Source organism: Paenibacillus sp. 481 (assembly GCF_021223605.1).
Taxonomy (GTDB): Bacteria; Bacillota; Bacilli; order Paenibacillales; family Paenibacillaceae; genus Paenibacillus_B.
Genome location: NZ_CP075175.1, coordinates 1,227,059 through 1,249,054 on the forward strand (window position 1 = coordinate 1,227,059; position 21,996 = coordinate 1,249,054).

General features: G+C 46.6%; 14 protein-coding genes. 6 read left to right on the plus strand and 8 right to left on the minus strand.

Annotated features, from left to right (window positions below):
• Positions 1-8: 8 nt before the first annotated feature.
• The 5 genes from KIK04_RS05315 to KIK04_RS05335 all read right to left on the minus strand — a co-directional run bounded on the left by KIK04_RS05315 (position 9) and on the right by KIK04_RS05335 (position 11,942).
• Entirely contained in the window at positions 9-2,099 is a 2,091-nt protein-coding gene (locus KIK04_RS05315; protein WP_232277271.1) for an RHS repeat-associated core domain-containing protein, read from the minus strand.
• A 543-nt stretch (positions 2,100-2,642) separates the two neighbouring features.
• On the minus strand, positions 2,643-4,763 hold the full coding sequence (locus KIK04_RS05320) for an RHS repeat domain-containing protein (protein WP_232277272.1): 2,121 nt from the start codon (positions 4,761-4,763) through the stop codon (positions 2,643-2,645).
• Positions 4,764-5,016: 253 nt separating this feature from the next.
• Complete coding sequence (locus KIK04_RS05325) at positions 5,017-5,265, minus strand: MafI family immunity protein (RefSeq protein ID WP_232277273.1); 249 nt, start codon at positions 5,263-5,265, stop codon at positions 5,017-5,019.
• A 16-nt stretch (positions 5,266-5,281) separates the two neighbouring features.
• Positions 5,282-10,690 (minus strand): polymorphic toxin-type HINT domain-containing protein, encoded by a 5,409-nt coding sequence (locus KIK04_RS05330; protein ID WP_232277274.1) that lies wholly within the window; start codon positions 10,688-10,690, stop codon positions 5,282-5,284.
• A gap of 55 nt (positions 10,691-10,745) precedes the next feature.
• Complete coding sequence (locus tag KIK04_RS05335) at positions 10,746-11,942, minus strand: LamG domain-containing protein (protein WP_232277275.1); 1,197 nt, start codon at positions 11,940-11,942, stop codon at positions 10,746-10,748.
• A 341-nt stretch (positions 11,943-12,283) separates the two neighbouring features.
• Here KIK04_RS05335 and KIK04_RS24170 point away from each other — a divergent pair, with 341 nt between their 5' ends.
• Positions 12,284-12,406, plus strand: a complete 123-nt coding sequence (locus KIK04_RS24170) for a hypothetical protein (protein WP_269670997.1) — start codon at positions 12,284-12,286, stop codon at positions 12,404-12,406.
• Positions 12,407-12,760: 354 nt separating this feature from the next.
• Here the strand turns inward: KIK04_RS24170 and KIK04_RS05340 are convergent, their stop codons facing one another.
• Positions 12,761-13,915: a glycosyltransferase family 4 protein gene (locus KIK04_RS05340; RefSeq protein ID WP_232277276.1), complete on the minus strand. Its 1,155-nt coding sequence runs from the start codon at positions 13,913-13,915 to the stop codon at positions 12,761-12,763.
• Between the two features lie 193 nt (positions 13,916-14,108).
• Between KIK04_RS05340 and KIK04_RS05345 the strand changes: the two genes are divergently transcribed.
• Together KIK04_RS05345 and asd are read left to right on the plus strand one after the other, a co-directional pair.
• Positions 14,109-15,236 carry a YheC/YheD family endospore coat-associated protein gene (locus KIK04_RS05345; RefSeq protein WP_232277277.1) on the plus strand — a complete coding sequence of 376 codons (1,128 nt, stop codon included), beginning with the start codon at positions 14,109-14,111 and terminating at the stop codon, positions 15,234-15,236.
• A 116-nt stretch (positions 15,237-15,352) separates the two neighbouring features.
• Positions 15,353-16,171: an archaetidylserine decarboxylase gene (gene asd, locus KIK04_RS05350; RefSeq protein ID WP_232277278.1), complete on the plus strand. Its 819-nt coding sequence runs from the start codon at positions 15,353-15,355 to the stop codon at positions 16,169-16,171.
• A 114-nt stretch (positions 16,172-16,285) separates the two neighbouring features.
• Here asd and KIK04_RS05355 read toward each other — a convergent pair whose 3' ends face one another.
• Positions 16,286-17,071, minus strand: coding sequence for a helix-turn-helix domain-containing protein (locus KIK04_RS05355; protein WP_232277279.1), 786 nt, complete (start codon positions 17,069-17,071; stop codon positions 16,286-16,288).
• Between the two features lie 39 nt (positions 17,072-17,110).
• On the minus strand, positions 17,111-18,676 hold the full coding sequence (locus tag KIK04_RS05360; protein ID WP_232277280.1) for an aminotransferase-like domain-containing protein: 1,566 nt from the start codon (positions 18,674-18,676) through the stop codon (positions 17,111-17,113).
• A 157-nt stretch (positions 18,677-18,833) separates the two neighbouring features.
• Here KIK04_RS05360 and KIK04_RS05365 point away from each other — a divergent pair, with 157 nt between their 5' ends.
• The 3 genes from KIK04_RS05365 (at position 18,834) to KIK04_RS05375 (ending at position 21,934) form a co-directional block, all read left to right on the plus strand.
• On the plus strand, positions 18,834-19,505 hold the full coding sequence (locus KIK04_RS05365; RefSeq protein WP_232277281.1) for a pyridoxamine 5'-phosphate oxidase family protein: 672 nt from the start codon (positions 18,834-18,836) through the stop codon (positions 19,503-19,505).
• A gap of 205 nt (positions 19,506-19,710) precedes the next feature.
• Positions 19,711-21,006 carry an aminotransferase class I/II-fold pyridoxal phosphate-dependent enzyme gene (locus KIK04_RS05370; RefSeq protein ID WP_232277282.1) on the plus strand — a complete coding sequence of 432 codons (1,296 nt, stop codon included), beginning with the start codon at positions 19,711-19,713 and terminating at the stop codon, positions 21,004-21,006.
• 1 nt (position 21,007) lies between these two features.
• The gene (locus KIK04_RS05375; protein WP_232277283.1) at positions 21,008-21,934 is read left to right on the plus strand and encodes a Gfo/Idh/MocA family protein; all 927 of its coding nucleotides are present in this window, start codon (positions 21,008-21,010) and stop codon (positions 21,932-21,934) included.
• Positions 21,935-21,996 lie beyond the last annotated feature (62 nt).

The window sequence follows — 21,996 nt, forward strand, 5'->3', positions numbered from 1 at the left end:
AACTCTCTTTAATGTGATTTGTTGTAAATACTAACCCCTACACCTATCATCGCCGAATCTCTCGGATCATCAAACCATGTAGAATAGTATGACCATTGCGAAGTTCCAGAATATATCTGATAGCCACCTGCTCCCGCTGTTAGAAATGAATCACTGTAACCAAATACTTTGCCAGCATAACCAAAGAAAATATTACCTAAGTCGTCTCTTCTGTATAATTCACTATCATATGTGTAAAATTGATGACCTTTAAAGTGTGAATTTTTAACATCAACCCTACTTCCAGTTTCCACGAGACTCCAAAACTTTTTTAACTTGGTTGCAGCATTTGCTGAGTAATCCTTAAAATCAGAGTTAAATCCATCTATAAGAGAATTCAATTTTGAGGTTATATTGGGTGCAGACACACTTGAACTCCTATATTTAACATCATTAGGGATTCCTGATCTTTTTAATTTGTAGTAAGCTACACGAACAGCATCAGCACCCATTTCATATTGAGATTGAAGGTTTTTGTAATGTTCAATATAACTGAAATTACTCTGTGCTTGTTTACACAATGTAGCCGTAAAGCAGGTAGAAATACTTTGCCTAAAGTTATCAATGATATGCTGAGCCCGCTTCCACTTATTCTCAAACCCTTGAACTAACCCAGCTAAATGCTTGTTATCAGATGCTTTTGCATGTCCTGTTGGATCAACCCAAATTAGTGGATTGTTCTCAACATAAGCATATAAATTCAAACTAAGTGGGCTACTCAACTTACCTTCATACGTATCCTCCGTAGTAAACCGCCCTGTACTCGGATCGTACCAACGAGAACGCAAGTATTGCAGGTTTGTTGCGCTATCCCAATACTCGCCCGAGTAGCGGAAAATGTTCGGCACTTGCTCCTTGTCTGTTACTAATGGCTTGCCCCAGATGTCATACGTGTACTTGTTCAGCACAGTTCCTTGGCTGTCGCGAATTTCGGTGACGTCACCGTGGCCGTTGGTCACGTAGTACTGCATTTGATTCGTGCTCGCGACTTGGCGGGCCAGTAAGCGGCCTCGTGGATCATGAGCATAGGCATACGTGATCGTAACGGTTCCGCTAGGCTCGACTTTGCCTTCCGCGACGATGATTTTGCGGTCGTCGTAGTAGTAGCGGGTGGTCTCGCCAGCTTGGCTGCGCTCGACCATCAGGCCGTCGCCGTTGTAGCGGTACGTGACAACGTTGCCGTCTTCGGTGACTGCGCGCGTTAAGCGATTACAAGAGTCATAACTGTATTGGGCGCCTTTTTGCACAGGTGGATTGGCCGTCGTTAGCGTACTGCGATTGTCGCGTGCGTCGTAAGTGTACGTCTCGCTGAACTGGCTGTTCGTCTGGATGCGATTGAGCTTGTCATAGGTGAAAGTGAACGGCGTGCCGTTTTCATTTTTGCGGGTAATATTGCGGTTAGGGTCATAGCTGTATTGATACTGCCCAAATGGCGTCGCGCCTTGATGCTGTTGGATGTGGGCTAGATTTAAGCCGTCGTAGGTGTAGGTCTCGGTGATTCCGTTGGACATGCTTAGCTTCGCTAAGTTCGTCTCGGATTTGTCGTAGGTGTAGTTCATCGTGGCTAACGCCGTGTTGTTTCGATCGGTGACTTGCAATGATGTTGGATGCGCAAACATCGTGCCGTAGTTCACCGTCATCGACGAGCTAAACGTCGGCGTCGTTACGGTTTGCTTCGTTCGTAAGCTTCTCGCCTCGTATTCATAGCTCAACGTGGTTTGGTCGGGATACGTGATCGTTCGCAATTCTCCTGTTGGAAAATACGCATATCTCGTCGTCCCCGTTGCATCGGTCATTGCGGTACGATTGCCGCCCTCATCATACGCATACGTAACGCCTTCTTCTGGGATTGGCGTCGTGCTGCTCGTGAGGAAGTTACGGTTGCTGTAGCCGAACTGATGAACCTGACCTTTGCGGTCGATGCTTTTGACCAAATTGTTGTTTGCATCGTGGTAGAATCGCTTGCTCACGTTTTTCGGATCGATCTGCTCGATCAGGCACCCGATTTCGTCGTATTTCTTCTTGGATACGGTTCCGTCTGAGTACTGAATTTGGATCATATCACCAGTTTCATTGTACGTGTAGGCACGAGTTTTTTCTCGTCTGGCATATTTAAACTAATTAATTCAACATACTCATACCTTATGAAGTGCTATTCTCGGAACTCATCAATATGGCATTTTTTATTGTGTACATATAATTTCCATCACCAAAATAGGAGATATTCATATAGAAAATTAGGAATTATGGTTTTTAGAAAAGTTAGAAAAAGACCATGATAGTATGAAGCTACCAAGGTCTTTTAAGCAAACTAAATGTTAATATAATAATTTACTAGGTCATGACGTAATTTATCGATTAGATCATTCTCATGCAGTGATATCGGATATACGTCGCAATCTTCAAAAATATTCCTAACTACTTCATCATAACTGCTAGCACACTCAATAACATACGAATCTAGCCCTTCAACAAAGGAAATTTTGTAATAACTCCCACCGTGTAAAAAAAGTAGATTACCATTCACGATAAGCTTCTCAAAATTCAACTCCTGAAATAACGCTTCGATTTTCTTCTGTAGTTCCATAAACTCACCTTTCAATTTATTTAATTTTCTTACCTTTCATGTCATAACGATTTGTTCCTGTTTTACCCGAAGATAATTTCCAATATGGAACTCCACCATGATGTCTACTACCAGGATGGTATTGTAATATTCTATCCCCACCCCAAACAATTTTAAAACCACCACCCGATTCGAAAGCTTTACCTTTTAACGAACCGCCACTTAGAGGTTGTGGATTGTACCCATTATCCTTTAAAGATTTATGCAGATCCGCAGGTTTAACTCCTTTCAACTTGCCCGGATCATTTAAAATGTCATCTAATCCTCTAGTATTTTGTAATACACTATTCGTTCTCTTAATAGAGCCCATTCCACCTATCGAACCCATTGATCCTGCTGCCGCTGCCATAAGAGGGCCATATTGCCATTGATCATATGCATCTAACAATTGATTTTTTGCCCAACCTGCGTTGTCTACGCTGTTTTCGTAGGTGCTGGTTTTTGTCAACTGTCCAAACAAATATTTGAATTGATTATTGTTGTTATCATTAAAAATGGGCTGGAATTTAACGCCTAAATATTGTCTATTAGCCCAGTATTCGGGATCACCTTTTGAAGTCAACTCCATAGCATGATCAATTACAAATTCAAGCTCCGCGAGTTGAGCAGATAGGAACCGATGTCCGCTCGGATCAATATACTTCAACGGATTATTGGCCACGTATGTGTAAAGGTTCAAACTAAGCAGGTTTTTAATTTCCCCTTCATACGTATCTTCAGTTGTGAATCGCCCTATATTCGGATCGTACCAACGAGAACGCAAGTATTGCAGGTTTGTTGCGCTATCCCAATACTCGCCCGAGTAGCGGAAAATGTTCGGCACTTGCTCCTTGTCTGTTACTAATGGCTTGCCCCAGATGTCATACGTGTACTTGTTCAGCACAGTTCCTTGGCTGTCGCGAATTTCGGTGACGTCACCGTGGCCGTTGGTCACGTAGTACTGCATTTGATTCGTGCTCGCGACTTGGCGGGCCAGTAAGCGGCCTTTTGGGTCATGAGCATAGGCGTACGTAATCGTAACGGTTCCGCTAGGCTCGACTTTGCCTTCCGCGACGATGATTTTGCGGTCGTCGTAGTAGTAGCGGGTGGTCTCGCCAGCTTGGCTGCGCTCGACCATAAGGCCGTCACCGTTGTAACGGTACGTGACGATGTTGCCGTCTTCGGTGACTGCGCGTGTTAAACGGTTGCGCGAGTCATAGCTGTATTGAGCGCCTTTTTGCACAGGTGGATTGGCGGTCGTTAGCGTACTGCGATTGTCACGTGCGTCGTAGGTGTACGTCTCGCTGAACTGGCTGTTCGTTTGAACGCGATTGAGCTTGTCATAGGTGAAGGTGAACGGCGTGCCGTTTTCATTTTTGCTGGTGATATTGCGGTTAGGGTCATAGCTGTATTGATACTGCCCAAATGGCGTCGCCCCTTGGTGCTGTTGGATGTGGGCTAAATTTAAGCCGTCGTAGGTGTAGGTCTCGGTGATGCCGTTGGACATGCTTAGCTTCGCTAAGTTCGTCTCAGATTTGTCGTAGGTGTAGTTCATCGTGGCTAACGCCATGTTGTTTCGATCGGTGACTTGCAACGACGTTGGATGCGAAAACATCGTGCCGTAGTTCACCGTCATCGACGAGCTAAACGTCGGCGTCGTTACGGTTTGCTTCGTTCGTAAGCTTCTCGCCTCATATTCATAGCTCAACGTGGTTTGGTCGGGATATGTGATCGTTCGCAATTCTCCTGTTGGAAAATACGCATATCTCGTCGTCCCCGTTGCATCGGTCATCGCGATGCGATTGCCGCCCTCATCATACGCATACGTAACGCCTTCTTCTGGGATTGGCGTCGTGCTGCTCGTTAGGAAGTTACGGCTGCTGTAGCCGAACTGATGCACCTGACCCTTGCGGTCGATGCTTTTGACCAAATTGTTGTTCGCATCGTGATAGAATCGCTTGCTCAAGTTTTTCGGATCGATCTGCTCGATCAGGCGGCCGATTTCGTCGTATTTCTTCTTGAGTACGGTTCCGTCTGCATACTGAATTTGAACCAAATCGCCGGCTAGATTGTACGTGTAGGACACCTTTTTTCCATCGGCGTCAATGACAGCGGTCAAGCGACTTAAGGCATCGTACTACCAAAATAGGTTTTGTTATTATCATGATATGTAAAAAAAGAAGCATGCCCTATACGAATCATAGATAGGACATACTTCAATTCCAAAAGTTATTTTCTGTTGCCATCGTTCAACTTCTTCTTCTAATTCCACAGAAATAATTATAGTAATAGATATTATTAAGGAAATATATCTAGAATAAGTTACGATTGAACCTAATGGGATAAAAACTGACTCAAGCAAGAACTTTGACTTAATTACATACAAGTGACTTCAGAGATTCCCAAGTCTGCTCCTCTAGCTCCATATGTTCTCCAATTCTCCTAATTTGAGCGAATGCAATTCCGGTAATACGGATTTTTTCATCAAACAAAGTCGCACAAAAATGTTCGAAAGCAATCCCCCATTCATTATATTCTAAGTATTCGTTTATTTTCTCAGTATCCTCTGGAGGAATTTTAACCAAATTTAGCAAAACCCCAATCTCCATTTTAATATCCATGTTCCATTTCACTCCTTTACCTAAAAGGGAACGCCGTGATAATATCCCTACCATCTGTTACAACTTTAATTCTGACACCGTCACGAATACCAATTATCTCATATCTCTGTCTCTGGTTCACAACTCTCCCTCTTTGCCAACTAAGTCTAGGGTCAGTTGCAATGTCCGAAACGTTTCTCATTATCTTATTTGCATCCCATGATCTAGGAAATGTCGATTTCCCAGGTGCACCTGGCCACATGTGTCCGCCACCAGTTCTGTCTCCATAAAGAATATGATTAGTTCGATTGCGACTTGCAATGTTACAGTTATGAACCCATATCCCAAGGTTAGAAACAAAGTAAGAGTTAAAATCAGCAACCTCAAAATTATAAACAATTGCGCTCCGTAGCTCTTTCTCAATCTTTTCTATCGTTAGTTTAGAACTATCACTCGAAACGAGCAAGTCTCCAACTTTCAAATCTTTAACAAAAGTCCATCCTTTACTATCCAACCAGAATGGATGCTCTGCGGTTACCTCAATAATTTCTTTACCTACGTGGATATAGTAGATTTCGTCAGCCTTTTTTTGGAATAGTCCTACAACCTCTTTATATGCCACTACTCCGGTTTCGTCTGATTTAGCAAGAACCTTGTCCCCGACCTCAATATCCTCGATAGGAATTTCACCTGTATCTGTCATTACTTTTGTACCAGAAGTAAAGCAGTTACAATCAGCTTTTAGTTTTTTAGAGGTCTGCGTTTCTTTTGGCGAATTCTTAACTTCGTTTTTTATAACTTTTTTTTCATTTTGCTTAGAGACCACTTTTTTTGCTGTATTTGTTGTAGCTCTTGTTCCTGCTTGAACAGCTTTACCCGTATATGAACCCGGGACATATGGTATGAACGTCGCTGCTAAATCCCACGCTAAATAACCCGCATTTCCCCAACTTGGATCATTATACAATTCATAAGAGCTGTGACCAATACTCGCAACATCCGCAATGGTTTCCACTGGAATATTCCCGCTTGGGTCAGTGTATTTTAACGGGTTGTTATAGACATAGGTGTACAAGTTCAAGCTTAACGGATTGTTCGCTTGCCCTTCATAGGTGTCTTCCGTAGTAAATCGCCCAATACTCGGGTCGTACCAACGAGAACGCAAGTATTGCAGGTTCGTTGCGCTATCCCAATACTCGCCCGAGTAGCGGAAAATGTTCGGCACTTGCTCTTTCTCTGTTACTAATGGCTTGCCCCAGATGTCGTACGTGTACTTGTTCAGCACGGTTCCTTGGCTGTCGCGAATCTCGACGACGTCACCGTGGCCATTGGTCACGTAGTACTGCATTTGATTGGTGCTCGCGACTTGGCGGGCCAGTAAGCGGCCTCGTGGATCATGAGCATAGGCATACGTGATCGTAACGGTTCCGCTAGGCTCTACTTTGCCTTCCGCGACGATGATTTTGCGGTCGTCGTAGTAGTAGCGGGTGGTCTCGCCAGCTTGGCTGCGCTCGACCATCAGGCCGTCACCGTTGTAGCGGTACGTAACGGTGTTGCCGTCTTCGGTGACTGCGCGTGTTAAGCGATTGCGAGAATCATAGCTGTATTGAACGCCTTTTGGCACAGGTGGATTGGCGGTCGTTAGCGTACTGCGATTGTCACGTGCATCGTAGGTGTACGTCTCGCTGAACTGGCTGTTCGTCTGGATGCGATTGAGCTTGTCATAGGTGAAATGGAACGGCGTGCCGTTTTCATTTTTGCTGGTGATATTGCGGTTGTTATCGTAGCTGTATTGATACTGCCCAAATGGCGTCGCACCTTGATGCTGTTGGATGTTGGCCAGATTTAAGCCGTCGTAGGTGTAGGTCTCGGTGATTCCGTTGGACATGCTTAGCTTCGCTAAGTTCGTCTCGGATTTGTCGTAGGTGTAGTTCATCGTGGCTAACGCCGTGTTGTTGCGATCGGTGACTTGTAACGACGTTGGATGCGCAAACATCGTGCCGTAGTTCAGCGTCATCGACGAGCTAAACGTCGGTGTCGTTACGGTTTGCTTCGTTCGTAAGCTTCTCGCCTCATATTCATAGCTCAACGTGGTTTGGTCGGGATACGTGATCGTTCGCAATTCTCCCGTTGGAAAATACGCATATCTCGTCGTCCCCGTTGCATCGGTCATCGCCGTGCGATTGCCGCCCTCATCATACGCATACGTAACGCCTTCTTCTGGGATTGACGTCGTGCTGCTCGTGAGGAAGTTACGATTGCTGTAGCCGAACTGATGAACCTGACCCTTGCGGTCGATGCTTTTGACCAAATTGTTGTTCGCATCGTGATAGAATCGCTTGCTCACGTTTTTCGGATCGATCTGCTCGATCAGGCGGCCGATTTCGTCGTATTTCTTCTTGAGTATGGTTCCATCTGCGTACTGAATTTGAACCAAATTGCCGGCTATATTGTAGGTGTAGGCCACGCGTTTGCCTTCGGCATCAATGACGGCGGTTAGACGGCTTAAGACGTCGTACTCGTATTTGGTTTCGTTGCCTTTGGCATCAAGCATCGAGACGACGTTGCCTACAAAGTCATACGTGTACTGGGCCAGTACGACTGCTCCTGCTGGCTTGAGCTCTTCTCTTTTTACAACACGATCTAGCACATCATACGTTTCTCGAATCTTGTTACCCTCTCCGTCGATGCTGACCTTCGTGTTCACAATGTCGTTGTACTCATACTGCTTCGCATTCCCGGCGGCTGTCTCCTTGATGACTCGGCCCCAAGCGTCATAGGTGTACTCGACAAATTGTCCTGTAAACGTTCCTTTACGGATCAATCGCCCATGTGTATCGTACGCATGATTGGCAGCTCCCCGACCATTCGACTCCCGGATCAAATTACCGATCGGATCAAAAGCCTTCTCGGTAACATGCCCCCGTGGATCGGTGACGGTAATCGTGTTCTGGACATCATTATACACGATTTTCGTTTGGGTATTGTCCGGGTATTTCTCCGCGATGACTCTTCCTAGTTTATCATACGTAGACGTTGTCGCGTGACGGTTGCCATCGGTGTAGGAGATCATATCTCCCGTGAACCGATTATAGTCGGCCTCCTTCACAATAGTCGTCACCTGACCCTCTGCATTCTTGACATCCACCGTTTGCTTAGTCGGGAAGAAAGCACCCAATTGTGGGCTAAACTCCTGCTTGACGACGGTATCCTGTTGCTCTCCCCGTATCCGAACCGTGATCGGATTTCCATTCGGGTCGTATTCCCGCTGAACCTGCTGCAATAACGCACCTTGATTATTTTTGCTGAGCATTTGCGTCATCTCGCCATGGTTCGGATCATACTTGTACTCGGTCACCAACTGTGTCTGCGCATTCAGCGCTTGAACACTGCTTAGTAACGCGCGTCCAACCCTTTTGGAAATCGTAGCTGTCGGCAACGAATAGTCGTAGCGGTTGGTTACGTTAAGCGGGTTCGTTTCCGATACGACCAAGCCCCAATCGGCGGTATCATATTGTCGGACGGTCGTCTTCTTAGGTGCATGAAGAGCACCGTCCTGAAAGCTTTCCTCAATCCGCGTTGGGTTCGGCTTCTCTCTCTCATAGCTGTACTGGACACGCTTCGATTGGTTCGTGTTGTTTACCTTACTTACCACCTCAGTATTAAAAATCTTAGGTGGTTCATAGAAACTAGCAGGCCGTCGCTCATACGTGTGCATCGTTGATTTCAAGCCGTCATCTACAGTCGTCGTTAACGTATATTTTTCGTCATACTTGGAACTGCCGTGTATTTTATACGTTAGCGCGGTCGAGTTCATCTTCGTCTGGGAGGCCGAACTGTACGACACGTGACGGGAGGAATAGTATATGCTTTGTTCCACCGCATAGGGTCCAATACTCATTTCCCATGCACCGAGGATGCCAAATTGAGAGAGCGCTTTGGTCGGATGCTCGATCGATGTCAGTAAGATCGCTTTGTTCTGCCCATACGTTTCAAGCTTCTCGGAAGGGTGGCTTACGTATCGGTACTTCTCCATCAGATTAAACTGCAAGTTATTCCATTCTCGATATCCGTATTTCGTTGAACGACCTAGAGGGTCAATAACCTCGTCTAGCACTTCCAGTTCACGAAACTTTCCGTTCGGCCCATCGCCGATTTTACGTTTCTTATAAATAACCTTCTTATCATCCATGCTTACTGTCACCGTATGATTGATCTTATCGTAAGCAAACCACATTTGGTTATTAACCTTTCCGTCTTTGGAAGAACTGACAATAAACCAAAGCACCTCCTCTTCCAGAGAGGGCCCTTGATACATAAACTCGACCCAGTTGCCAAACTTGTCGTCCATTCGAACCAACTTACCGTCTAAGCTAAAATATTGTTTGATGCCACTTTTATGATCCTTCAGGACAGAATCTGGTCTTTTACCACTTATTTTGGTGACCAATCTCTCTTCTTCGGTTGCAGTATCAAACGTCAAGTCCTTATAAGGATAACCGAGCAACGATAGCTTATTGATCCCATGAGGATCGCCAAGGGGATAGGAGCCGACACCTGCGATGTAAATGGAACGCTCTTCATTCACTTTCCAGGCATTTCGGATATAGGAAATATCCCAGATCCACCCTTTTCCTAACGCGTGCAATTCATCTTCAGGAGTAGGACGCGTGCTGTTGGTATCGTTGGTGACGTAGATATCATCCTTCGCGCGGCTGCTGTCATACACTCTCCGAAGCGCGAATCCCATGCCATTAGCACCGGACATGACCAAATCGGTGGCGGATACTTGCAGCGAACCGTCGATCGTCGAGATTTGCTCATTGTCTGAGCCGATGGTATAAGGCGCTTGATCAGGCTTATGCACTCTCTGTTTGAGTGCAATTTGATCATATGGACTTGTGTTAAATAGCCCGTCCTGCAAGCTATACACGTAGTCCGTGACAGAGTTGGCGCTTGCCTTGTCCAGAATAGGCTTAGGTTTAGGTACAGCCTTCGCCTTGGCATAGACCGCGTCCGTTACACTCTTTATTTTGTTCATATGGTTCAAGTTCGTGTTGTGTAGGGTTAATGGATCTAGTGGAAGGTTGGGGTACTGAGCTGTCATGAATTTCTCGTAGGAGTTGCCCTGCTGCTTCTTTTCTAAGCCTTGGTAAATATGATGAAGCTGATAGCCCTTCGCCATTTCTTGAAGAACCCAGTCGCGATTGACATCGAACTTGTAAGTGACTGAGGTGACGGTGATGAGATTGTCCAGATCGTCTGCGCTCATCGTGTGATCGGTTGAATTCAACTTGAAAAAAGGTGGATAGACCGCTTGGGTAACCGAAGACAGTGTCTTCGTGCTTGGACGAGTTAGGGCTTGCCTGCCTTCAGCCGGAGCAAGCGGCAAGCTGGTTAGGGTCATTACAACAATGAGTAGGATGGATACATATTTTTTCATCATATTAAGAGAGCTCCTTGTCCCATAATGATTTGCACTACTTAATCCCTTCACACCTTTACTCAAATGAGCTATACACTAAATCCTTTGCAGCATTCAGCGTTGTTTTGTACATTTCACTCTGAATTTCTATCTCATTCAACGCTCTGTTCCAAATCTTCAAATCTGCCATTTCCCCATTGAATTTATAGTGATCATCATGACCCCAACCCGAAATAAACGCTTTATTCGTAACATTACGCTGTTGCGCTCCTCCATTTTTCGAAAGAGTTTGTTTCACACCATTTAGATAGAGTTCGTTCAGATAAGGATCTCCATTCGTAAAAATAGCTGTCACGTGCACCCAACGATTGGACAAATCACCAGACTGGACCCCATACATATCCCCAACGCCTGTATTGAACCCCAATCTATTCCCCTGAATGTATAGGGTATACATATGTCCCCAACTAAACGGCATTTCTGAATCCTTACCGTTCCATTTCATCCAGAACTGAACAGTTGATTTGGCTCCCGCAGCTGTATTCACATTCAACCCATTTAGTTCTAATCGTTGTGTTCCTGTTAATTTAAAAGAGTGGTTTGGTGCATCATTTAATCTCCAATGTCCTACAACATGATTATTTGCTACGGGTTGAATAGATTCAGCGCTACTTATTATTTCTGATTGAGTTAAAGCACGATTCCAAATTTTCAAGTCGGCAAGCTGGCCTTTAAACTTGTAGTCCTCGTTGATAGACCATCCCGAAATCGTAGCATTGTCCGAAACATACTTTAGATGCGACAACGTATTGCCATAGTGCTGCAAAGGTTGGCGCTCACCATTCACATAAAGTTCACTTTTGGTTATGTCTCCGTTATTAAAGATCGCCGTAATACGTACCCATTTATTAATTAACTGCTGCGCGTTGAACCCATAAATATCTGCAACTCCACTATTAAAGCCCAGTACATTGCCCTTTATCCAAAGGGTATATCCCGAATGCCACGAAAAGGGCATCATATTATCTTGACCTGTCCAGTACATCCAAAACTGAACCGTCGTTCGTCCATTTTCAGCCGCATTAAGGTTTTTAGCGTGTATGTGTAATTTTTCATGACCCGAAAACGTCTTCTTGTTTACTAGTGTAGTTCCGATATCCGATAACTTCACATTTTTCTGATTCAATAGATTCCCGTTCACATCATACTCATATATCATCTGACTGCTAGCGGCAGCAGTACTGGTAAACAACATACTTAGAAACAAAACCATGATTACGCATTTAAATGAAAGATATTTCCCCATATTTGTTTCTCCCCTTTAAGCTAAAATGTGTTGGTCATTCAATTAAAATAATAAAAACCACTCTGAGCTAGCTATGTTGCATATTTGAACCTCCGATCTAGAATTGGTAAAGGACCATACAAATATATATCAAGTTGAACATTTTTCTTTAAGTACAAAAAAAGTGAAATTTTTGTTACTTTATGAAACATCAAAAAAATAAGTAGATGAAGATTTTTATCCTCTATCTGCTTACTCTAGGGCGTGTACGCAAACCAAAATGAGCCAGATCATAATAGAGTCCAGCGTCAAAAAAGCCTTGAACGTGTATGCCAATTTACTGTAGCGAGTCGCTAAGCGGCTGTAAGCCGTTGGCAGACCGCGCCTACGGATACCAACCGCATTTTAGATCTGCTGGACCAACACCAAGCGACTCCCGTCATTCCAAGTAAGAAACATCGCCGCTAATGGATCTCACCGAGCTTATTTCGCACCTATTCATCGATGCTGATTTGTAACGGTTACCCGAGCACTTAGTTCACGTTTTTCGTTGCATCTTCAGCTTATTTCTATGGAATAAGCACGGCCAGAACCGTTAGACTTTACAATTGCGTTTATCCCTAGGAATAGTAACGCTCGTAACCGTTAGAGGTAAACGTACCTAACACCGCTCCATAGCCAAAGTACATTTGCCACGAATCGGTGTTAGGTGCGCTTCATTCTACAAACACCATTGCCCTTGCTTTGCCACTGCTTTTGTTTACGTCATGTTTTCTCCGCAACGGTCTTCGTTCTCCCAAGCCACCTCAAGTTGTCGCGCACACCTCATCAGCCCAACGCTCTGCCGTCCTTTTCCAAGTAAACGAAGCTTGCACATGCTGCACCCCAGCTTCCCCCAAACGACGCCGCAATGGCTCATCACTTAACAATTGCAACAGCACACTACCTAACTGTTCTTGAATACGCTCTGGATCAATGAGCCATCCTGTCACCCTATCCGTAATCACTTCCTGAATGCCACCGACACGCGTCGCGACTACGGGTAATCCTGTCGCCATTGCTTCAAGATTGACGAGGCCAAACGCCTCCCGATCGACAGAAGGTACGACTAACAAATCTGCCAGAGAGTACCAAGCTGGCACTTCCTCATGCTGCACATAGGGGATAAACCGAACATGCGACTGAACCTTTCTACCGAGCCTCATCAATTGGCGTGCGTATGCTGTTTTGTGCGTAGAGCCGTAGTAGGCACTTCCGACAATAACGAACAGGGCTTGTGGGTATTGCTGAACAATTTGCGGCACGACACGTAACAGATGATGAACGCCTTTCAAGGGAATCAATCGACCAACGTACAAAATAATATTGCGACTTTCCCAACCTTGCATTTGCTTGCCTGCTAAATAGCGCCTTTCTCCATCTTCAGACCATCGCGTCTGAAATCGCTCTCCATCAACACCGAGCGGATTTACGATGACACGCTCCCCACACTCTGGTGCAGCCTCAATGACTTGATTAAACAAAAAATAACTATTTACAAAAATGCGATCGGCCATCCGCAATGTCGTACGCAGCATGCGCGGAGCGATATTGCGGGAGCTCATAAAAGTGGTCGAGTGCAAATTCAACCAAATGCGTGCATGGGGAAATGCTTTTTTAAGCCGCTGGACAAAACGCGGACGATTTTCAACTTGTATAATATCCGGCTGAAAGGAACGCAGCTTGCGGATGACTCCTTTTAAATACGCGCGGGAACTTGATGCAGGCACACGTTCACATGGAACACCACGAACCATTCCGTACAGCTCCTGACCGTGCCATTGCTTGCTATATATCCGTGCATCCATACGGTGTGCTGCTAAGCTGACCACATACTCAACGACACGCTCTACCGAGCTACTTGAACCAGATGGTATCGGAAACGTTCCAGGTGTGATGACGGCCACTTTGCGGAGACTCATGGCGTTCCCCCTCTCATCATGAAAATACATCGTTCGTTTTCTCTGGGTTGATGCGGGTGTTTAGTTGCCCAATTTGTTACCAAAATAGTCATTATACCTTCGACACTCGTCCATGCATTCATATATCCATCTACATACGATGCATAAACGCCGTTACTACTCGTACATACGTGGAGACGAAGGAGGATACTTGATGTCAGACAAACACATCGGCATTTTGTTCAATTCGAGCATGTGGAAACACATCATAGACGGAAAAACGCGTCAGGAATCCATACCTCTTTATGAAGAAGCAGCCGCACAACACGGAGTGACACTATGCTATTTCCGCCTCGAAGATCTTAAGCTTCGCTCGATGGAGGTGAACGCACTCGTTCGTGGTCGAGAAGGCTACGTAAGGCGAACGATCCCCATTCCTCGCGTCATCCACAACCGCGGCATGTATTTCCACGCCGCTGCGCACGCCAAAGTTCAACAACTGGCGGACGCTAACATTCGTCTTTTTAACCAAGTAAACCGCTACGGAAAAATGAAGATTCATAACCTGCTCAACCAAGACCCTAACATTGTGCCTCATCTCCCTGAAACGTCAATCGCTTCACCGCGTGTCATTGCCGAGATGATGACTCGATACGATTCCCTTATTCTTAAACCTGATAACAGTAGCGTCGGTAAAGGTATTATGAAGCTTACAACAACAGCTTCGGGATGGAGCACAACGTACAAAGCGCTCACCAAAGGCGCTAAACGGTGGTGTACCATCGAAACGAGCCGCGGCGTTTTACCTAAAGTCGTAACGTCCGCTCTCGCCCAGCGGCATTATCTTGCCCAGCAGTATCTTCCCCTTGCTACCTACGGTCAGCGGCCTTTTGACCTTAGAGTATCTGTACAACGAAACGGGACAGGACAATGGCAAATAACAGGCATCGTTGGCAAAATCGCTGCCGGACACACCTTCGTCACAAATGTCGCGCAAGGCGGCACCGTTATGCGCTTCGAGCAACTGATCGCAGCCACTTTCCCCCCTAACGTTGCAGCTACTTTACATCAGCGTGTATCGCAATTTGGTATGCGCGTCGTACAGCGTCTATCTTCTCATCTGCCACAGCTGGCAGACGTTGGTCTTGATATCGGATTGTCAACGGACGGATCACCTTTATTTATCGAATGCAACGGACGGGATCAACGTTACAGCTTTCGTGAAGCAAATTTAATGGACACGTGGAAAGCCACCTATGCCAACCCCATCGCTTACGGCGCTTGGCTCCTACGGCATTCTTCTACTCCAAGCATCCAATCTCCCTTACCAGCTACTCACTAACTTATTGAAAAATGGGGCATTCTGTGTCAATATAGTCCAAAGGAACCATCAACTTTCGGATTCCAAATACGCAGGATGCCTCTACAGGTGTCTCAACAAACAGGTGAATGTAAACCATGATGAAACGAATATTGCGACTGTTTACCGAATTGTCCTCGCGCAAATGGGTGTCGCGCATTACGGGCAACTTTGCCAGCTCCAAGCTTAGTCGGAGGCTCATTCCAACTTTTGCGCGTACGTACGGTATCCGTATTGACGAAGCGGAGAAGCCGCTGGAACAATACGAAACGTTAAACGCATTTTTTACACGAAAATTAAAACCCGGCGTTCGCCCGCTAGCATCAAGCGAACAAGCCCTGCTCAGCCCTGTTGATGCCGTTATTACGGGCATTGGGCCGATTGAAGACGGGCAAATCTTTAATGTAAAAGGGCAAGATTACACACTGGATGAGCTGCTAAATCAATCGCCGCATCGCCAAAAGTATAAGCACGGCTACTATTACGTGCTATATTTAAGCCCGACCGACTACCATCGTATTCACGCGCCTGTCGGAGGCAAGACCGTAGAAACCGAACATGTTGCGGGTCGTGTTTACCCCGTTAACGACTTCGGCCTGCGCCATATGCCGCGAGTGCTTAGCCGCAATGAACGACTCATTACCTATCTCCGCCATACCGTTGGCGAAGTTGCTGTCGTGAAGGTCGGAGCATTGAACGTGAGTAGCATACGCTATGTGGATGATGTGACGCTGCCGCAGTATGAGCGCGGCCAAGAGCTTGCTTACTTTGAGTTCGGTTCCACCGTTGTCCTGCTCACAGAAACAGGAACATATACACCGCGCGACGATTTGAAGCTAGGCGACAGTGTTCGTGTTGGTGAAGCGCTGGGCGAACTGCATACCAAGCCTGAACGTGCAGCAACAGTCCGCAAATAAGCGGCTCGCACACACAACATAAATACGAATCTGCATTCTACATGAAAGACCGCTCCAACCGTACACTTTAGACAAGTGGCGGCTCGGAGCGGTCTTTATTTGTTGGTACACGTATTATCGTATTTCAGACGGGCTTCGCCCTGTGTATTGTTTGAACTGGCGGCTAAAGAAAAAGATGTCGCGATACCCAAGCGCATCTGCCACCTCAGTCACGTTCATACCCGCATGATGCAGCAAATGCTCAGCCCGTTCAATACGGGAGCGAATAATGTAAGTTTGGACAGACATCCCAATCATCTCTTTAAATTTGACAGAGAAATAGCGCGGTGACAATTGCGCGCGCAACGCTAAATCTTGAATCCGATGCGATGCACCAGGATTTTGACGAATAAAGTTGGCAATCTCATGAATGGATTCGGCTAACTGATGACTCGTTTTTCGCTCGTAAGGCTCCTCGCGATCTTCGCGCAATAGATGGATCATCAACTGCTTCAACACGAGTTGGGCCTCAATTTCTGCGGCATATGTCTTCGTTAAAAACAACCTCACATACCGTGACAACAAATGCTCAAAATCGACCGTTTCAATTAACTGTCGAAATGACTGCGGCACTTCTTCAATATCTTGTTCCACATCAAAATGAATGTACGTCAACGTTAGTGGCTTCTGGGGATGGTGCGTTGCACTCGTAAAATCGCCTGGGCGAAATAAAAAACAACTCCCTTTGCTGACCGCGAATGACTCCTCATTTAAGATGACTTCGCCTTCCCCGCTCCACACGTAAAACAGATCATAATTAGCCATCGGCTTCTCGCGCTTTTGCCACTTCCAGTTCGGCTCACACGTAATCTTGGCAAAAGCCGGCTTCAGTTCGTACGAACTCGGCGCTGTATGTAACACATTTTCCGCCCCCTCTGTCTAAAATGAATGTCCTGTAGCCTATTTAGGTTGAATATCAGCCCATGCAGCAAGCATCCGCCTGCACGCCTCGTGCCAATCTGACTCTTCCAAATGAGCAAAGCCAAACATCGCTCCCGGAGCTACTGGTCGTAAAATGTCATGCTTGTCCACATCCGCCCATTTTACGCCATAATGATTGGCCCTATCTTTGAAAACAGGAAACAGCTCTGGCGCTTGACGCCAGCGCGCGAACAGATGCAATCCAATGTCACCAGCATACCAATTAAACAAATGACCGACTTTTTCCTGCATCAATCTACAAAAAGTTTGCACTTTTTTACTATAAAATCGTTTCGCGCGACGAATATGTTTCTCGTACTCGCCGCGTAGCATAAAATCAGCCAGTGCCCGCTGCTCGATTTGTCCGCCTGCATATGGCTCTGTCAGCTGTTTCAAACTTACAACAGGCTCCACGAGCCATTCTGGCAGCACAGCATAACCTATACGCAAACTCGGAGTCAGCGTACGCGAAAAGGAACCCACATAAACGATGCTGTTCCGTTCATCCATGACATGGAGCGGCTCATACATTTTGCCGCCCCAGCCAAACTCGCTATCATAATCGTCCTCAATAATGAGATGAGGACCGTTAGCTGCCCATTGAAGCAGTGCTTGCCTACTCGTCAAAGACAGCGTCCGACCTGTTGGAAATTGACGGTTCGGCGTTAAAATAGCTAACCGCGCATGCGTACCGTGGAGCTTCCGTTCCAGCTCCCCTTCATCCTCAATAGCAGCAGCCTCTACACATCCGCCTGCTGCCCGTATCGCTTGGCTAATGCCGATATAGCTCGGGCTTTCTGTAATGACCGTATCCCCTTCGTTCACGAGGCATCTACATAACAGCATTAACGCTTGCTTCGAGCCTTGAAAAATCACGATTTGCTCCTTGCTCGCGCGAATTCCGCGCTGTCGCGCCAAATAGACGGCAATCGCTTCGCGCAAATCGGAGTCTCCTTGGGTATCCATTCCTCTTCCCCAGTTCATATCGCGGACGGCAGCATATAAGCATTGCTGCCATACGCGCTGCGAGAATAAACTCTCGTTCAGCAAATGATAGTTCAGCGAAATGGGTGTTTGCCTAGACTCACTAGTGAACTCCCTAGCCTCCACCCTCGCAGTTGATATTAGCCTAGACTCATGTTCGGCATACTCATGCTTCAACAAATCTGTCGTCGAATATCGCATATTTGGCGACATCATCATGGCCGCCCAGTTGGACAGCGAGACATGCGGCGGCACAGAGGACGGCAACGCCTGCTCCGCTTGCCGCTCACTCGCAGAGGCTAAGTTGAACGGCTGATAGCTCACATAAATACCGCTCCCTCGCTTCCCTTCTACAAAGCCTTCTGATATAAGGCGATCAACGGCACTCAACACAGTGCCCCGAGATACATCGATGCTGTGCGCCAATTCACGTGTAGAAGGAAGAGCTTCGCCATGCCGAATATGTCCAGCTTGAACGTATTCCCGCAACGCCCGATAAAGAGCTTCTGACTTCGTCCCATTGTTCCTTAGCCAACGGCGATAGCAAGCGCCAATGTCCATCGCTTTCCTAACTCCTCCCTGCGCATCGTCCACAACTCGATAATTGGTACATTCATTTTAATAGGAATTGGTTCTTTTTGTATAGCCACTTTTTGGCTACAATTTTCGCTACAACGATAATACCGAATGACATTCACGTCTTGAGAGGGGTATACACATGCGCAGATCTGAATTTGCTATCGACATCGATAACGATCCACAAGAAATTGCAGCCTTTTTGCACGAGCAGTTTTTCGGCTATTTGGCAACGACCGGAGAGGATGGCTTTCCACGTATAAAGCCGCTAAATTTCGTGTACGACGAGCAGCAGCACGTTATTTATTTTCATAGCAGTCGGAAAGGGGAAAAAATGAGCCAGCTTGCCGCTGATCCGCGCGCTTCGTTCGCCGTCGCTGAAATGCACTCGCTCATTCCGTCTTACTTCACCAATCCCGTTAATGCTTGTCCGGCAACAAACTTTTTCCGTTCCGTTTATATGAAAGGCACCGTCCACGTCGTGACCGACTTACAAGAAAAGGCCGCAGCTTTCACGGCGTTTATGGAAAAATTACAACCCGAAGGCGGTTATGAGCCCTTTGATTGGACTCAACCAGGTTACAAGCAACAGGAAGCTGCCGTTTCGTTAATGAAGCTGCAAATTGAGCATTTATCGGCCAAATTTAAGTTCGGACAAAACTTAACGCCGCAAAAAGTTGAACAAGTAGAGCACGGCTTAGCGCATCGCCAAGCTCCAGGCGATGAAGCAACGATCGAATGGATGCGGAAGCTTTGTCCGCATAGGAGTGCTCTTGACGGACAAGTAACAGCTACCGATAACGAAACATCATAGAACACGATGAAGCGACATTAGAGCTGTAGCGGCCAAATCGCTCAAATACTCGACTGCTAAGAAGACGAACGAACTATCATTTATTTTGGACAAATGTACGTTCAAATTTATGGAATATGTTCCCATTATATCGTGACGAAAGCTTAACAGTAGTGCTATAATAGGTCAAAGCTTGGCTTACTTTCATGTTGGAAGGATGGACGAGATGAACCCACTGGCACAGCAACTTAACGAAACGATTCGCCGCGATAATCAGAATGTTTATGATATGCTTTCGCGTCTTGGCCAACAGATTTATTTCCCGAAAGAAGGGATATTGAGTCAATCGGCAGAAGCAGCTAGCAAAGCGAAGACGTTCAACGCAACGATTGGTATTGCAACAGAAGGCAATGGACCGATGCATTTGCGCGTCATTCAAGATGCATTGTCCGCGTTTAATCCGAAGGACATCTACCCTTACGCACCGCCAGCCGGCAAACCTGAGCTGCGCAAAGTATGGCTAGAGAAGATGCTGCGCGAAAACCCTTCGCTCGTAGGCAAGAAAATAAGCCACCCGATCGTCACGAACGCTTTGACGCACGGCTTGAGCATCGTGGCAGACTTGTTCGCCGAAGAGGGCGACGTCGTCATTTTGCCGGACAAGAACTGGGAGAACTATGAGCTGACATTCAACATTCGTCGCGGTGCAGAAATGGTGTACTATCCGCTGTTCGATGCGAATAATAAGTTCAATGTAGCTGGGCTTCGTGAAGCACTGCATGCAAATAGCTCCAAAAAAGCGATCGTGCTGCTCAACTTCCCGAACAATCCGACAGGCTATACGCCTGACCGTGCAGATGGCGAAGCGATTGTGGCTGCCATCAAAGAAGCAGCAGAAGCTGGAATGAAGTTGGTCGTTGTGACTGACGATGCTTACTTCGGCTTATTCTTTGAGGATTCCATGCATGAGTCATTGTTCGGCGCGTTGGCCTCTTTGCATCCGAATGTCCTGCCCGTCAAGGTAGACGGTGCAACGAAGGAAGAGTATGTATGGGGCTTCCGTGTTGGGTTCATCACCTACGCTGCTGATTCTGCTGAGCTGCTCGCTGCGTTGGAGCAGAAGACGCTTGGCATTATTCGTGCGACCATTTCGAGCGGACCTCATCCGTCGCAAACGTTTGTGCTGCACGCGTTGCAAGCGCCAGAGTTTGAGGCGCAGAAGGAAGAGAAGTTCCAAATTATGAAGCGCCGTGCTAACAAAGTAAAGGCGCTGCTCGACAGTGGCAAGTACGGCAACGATGTGTGGACGTACTATCCGTTTAATTCAGGCTACTTTATGTGCTTGAAGCTCAATACGGTGCATGCGGAAACATTGCGTACGCATTTGCTTGATCAGTACGGTGTCGGCACAATTGCCCTTGGCGAGACTGACTTGCGAGTGGCCTTCTCTTGTACGGAAGAACAACATTTAGAGCAATTATTTGATACGATATATCAAGGCATTTTGGAGTTGACATCTTAACATGAAACAACCGCGTATCGGTATTATAGGACTTGGCGATATTGCCCTTAAAGCATATTTGCCTGTCTTGTCACGGGCAGAGCAATGGTCGCTTGTGGGTGCATTCACACCGAATGAGCAGAAGCGCCATGATGTATGTGCCCAATATCGCATGCGTGCATACGATAATATCAAGACATTAGCCGACGACTGTGATGCCCTGTTTGTACACAGTTCCACGGCAACGCATTATGAGATCATAAAGAAGCTGATCTATATGGGCAAAGACGTCTATGTGGATAAGCCGTTGGCTGAAACGCTAGAGCAAGCCGAACATTTGGTAGAGCTTAGCGAGCATTTGGGCCGCAAGATTATGGTAGGCTTCAATCGCCGCTTCGCTCCTTGCTATCAACGACTTGCTGAGGCTGTGCCTACAGCGTCTTGGATGCGCATTGAGAAGCATCGCGCTGATAATGTGTATGCGGTGCCTCATTTGGAAACGATGCTGGACGATTATATTCATATCGTGGACTTGGTTCGTCACTTGGGCGGCAGCCAGCTTACGTGGAACGGGCAAGTAAACGTAAATAGCGAAGGTCATCTGATTGATGCCCATCACGTATTCCGTACGCCGGAAGGAAAATCGATTCTGTGCGGCATGCATCGCCGCGCGGGCATGGATTCGGAGCGTGTGGAGCTTGTCGGCGACAAGCGAGTTGTACGCGTGAACAATGTTACGGAATGGACTACCGAGGAAAATGGACATTCCTATACGGAAGCGCTCGGCTCTTGGGTGTCTGTCGCGAAAGCTCGCGGGTTTGAGGATGCGATCAAGCACTTTATCCATTGCATCACACACGATGAACAGCCGCTAACGAATGCTCGCGAAGCATACGAATCGCAGGCGCTCGTGTGCAAGCTTGCAGAACAGACGACTGTAGTTAAATAAGCAAAGCCCGTTATTACCTTGTAGCCTTAATGGCTGGTAATAACGGGCTTTTTTATGCCTTA

Bases quoted from the DNA above. Each gene is read 5' to 3' on its own strand.
- KIK04_RS05365 (WP_232277281.1), top strand. From the start codon at position 18,834: ATGCGCAGATCTGAATTTGCTATCGACATCGATAACGATCCACAAGAA.
- KIK04_RS05375 (WP_232277283.1), top strand. From the start codon at position 21,008: ATGAAACAACCGCGTATCGGTATTATAGGACTTGGCGATATTGCCCTT.
- asd (WP_232277278.1), top strand. From the start codon at position 15,353: ATGATGAAACGAATATTGCGACTGTTTACCGAATTGTCCTCGCGCAAA.
- KIK04_RS05370 (WP_232277282.1), top strand. From the start codon at position 19,711: ATGAACCCACTGGCACAGCAACTTAACGAAACGATTCGCCGCGATAAT.
- KIK04_RS05345 (WP_232277277.1), top strand. From the start codon at position 14,109: ATGTCAGACAAACACATCGGCATTTTGTTCAATTCGAGCATGTGGAAA.
- KIK04_RS05325 (WP_232277273.1), bottom strand. From the start codon at position 5,265: ATGGATATTAAAATGGAGATTGGGGTTTTGCTAAATTTGGTTAAAATT.
- KIK04_RS05315 (WP_232277271.1), bottom strand. From the start codon at position 2,099: ATGATCCAAATTCAGTACTCAGACGGAACCGTATCCAAGAAGAAATAC.
- KIK04_RS24170 (WP_269670997.1), top strand. From the start codon at position 12,284: ATGCCAATTTACTGTAGCGAGTCGCTAAGCGGCTGTAAGCCGTTGGCA.
- KIK04_RS05340 (WP_232277276.1), bottom strand. From the start codon at position 13,915: ATGAGTCTCCGCAAAGTGGCCGTCATCACACCTGGAACGTTTCCGATA.
- KIK04_RS05335 (WP_232277275.1), bottom strand. From the start codon at position 11,942: ATGGTTTTGTTTCTAAGTATGTTGTTTACCAGTACTGCTGCCGCTAGC.
- KIK04_RS05360 (WP_232277280.1), bottom strand. From the start codon at position 18,676: ATGGACATTGGCGCTTGCTATCGCCGTTGGCTAAGGAACAATGGGACG.
- KIK04_RS05330 (WP_232277274.1), bottom strand. From the start codon at position 10,690: ATGATGAAAAAATATGTATCCATCCTACTCATTGTTGTAATGACCCTA.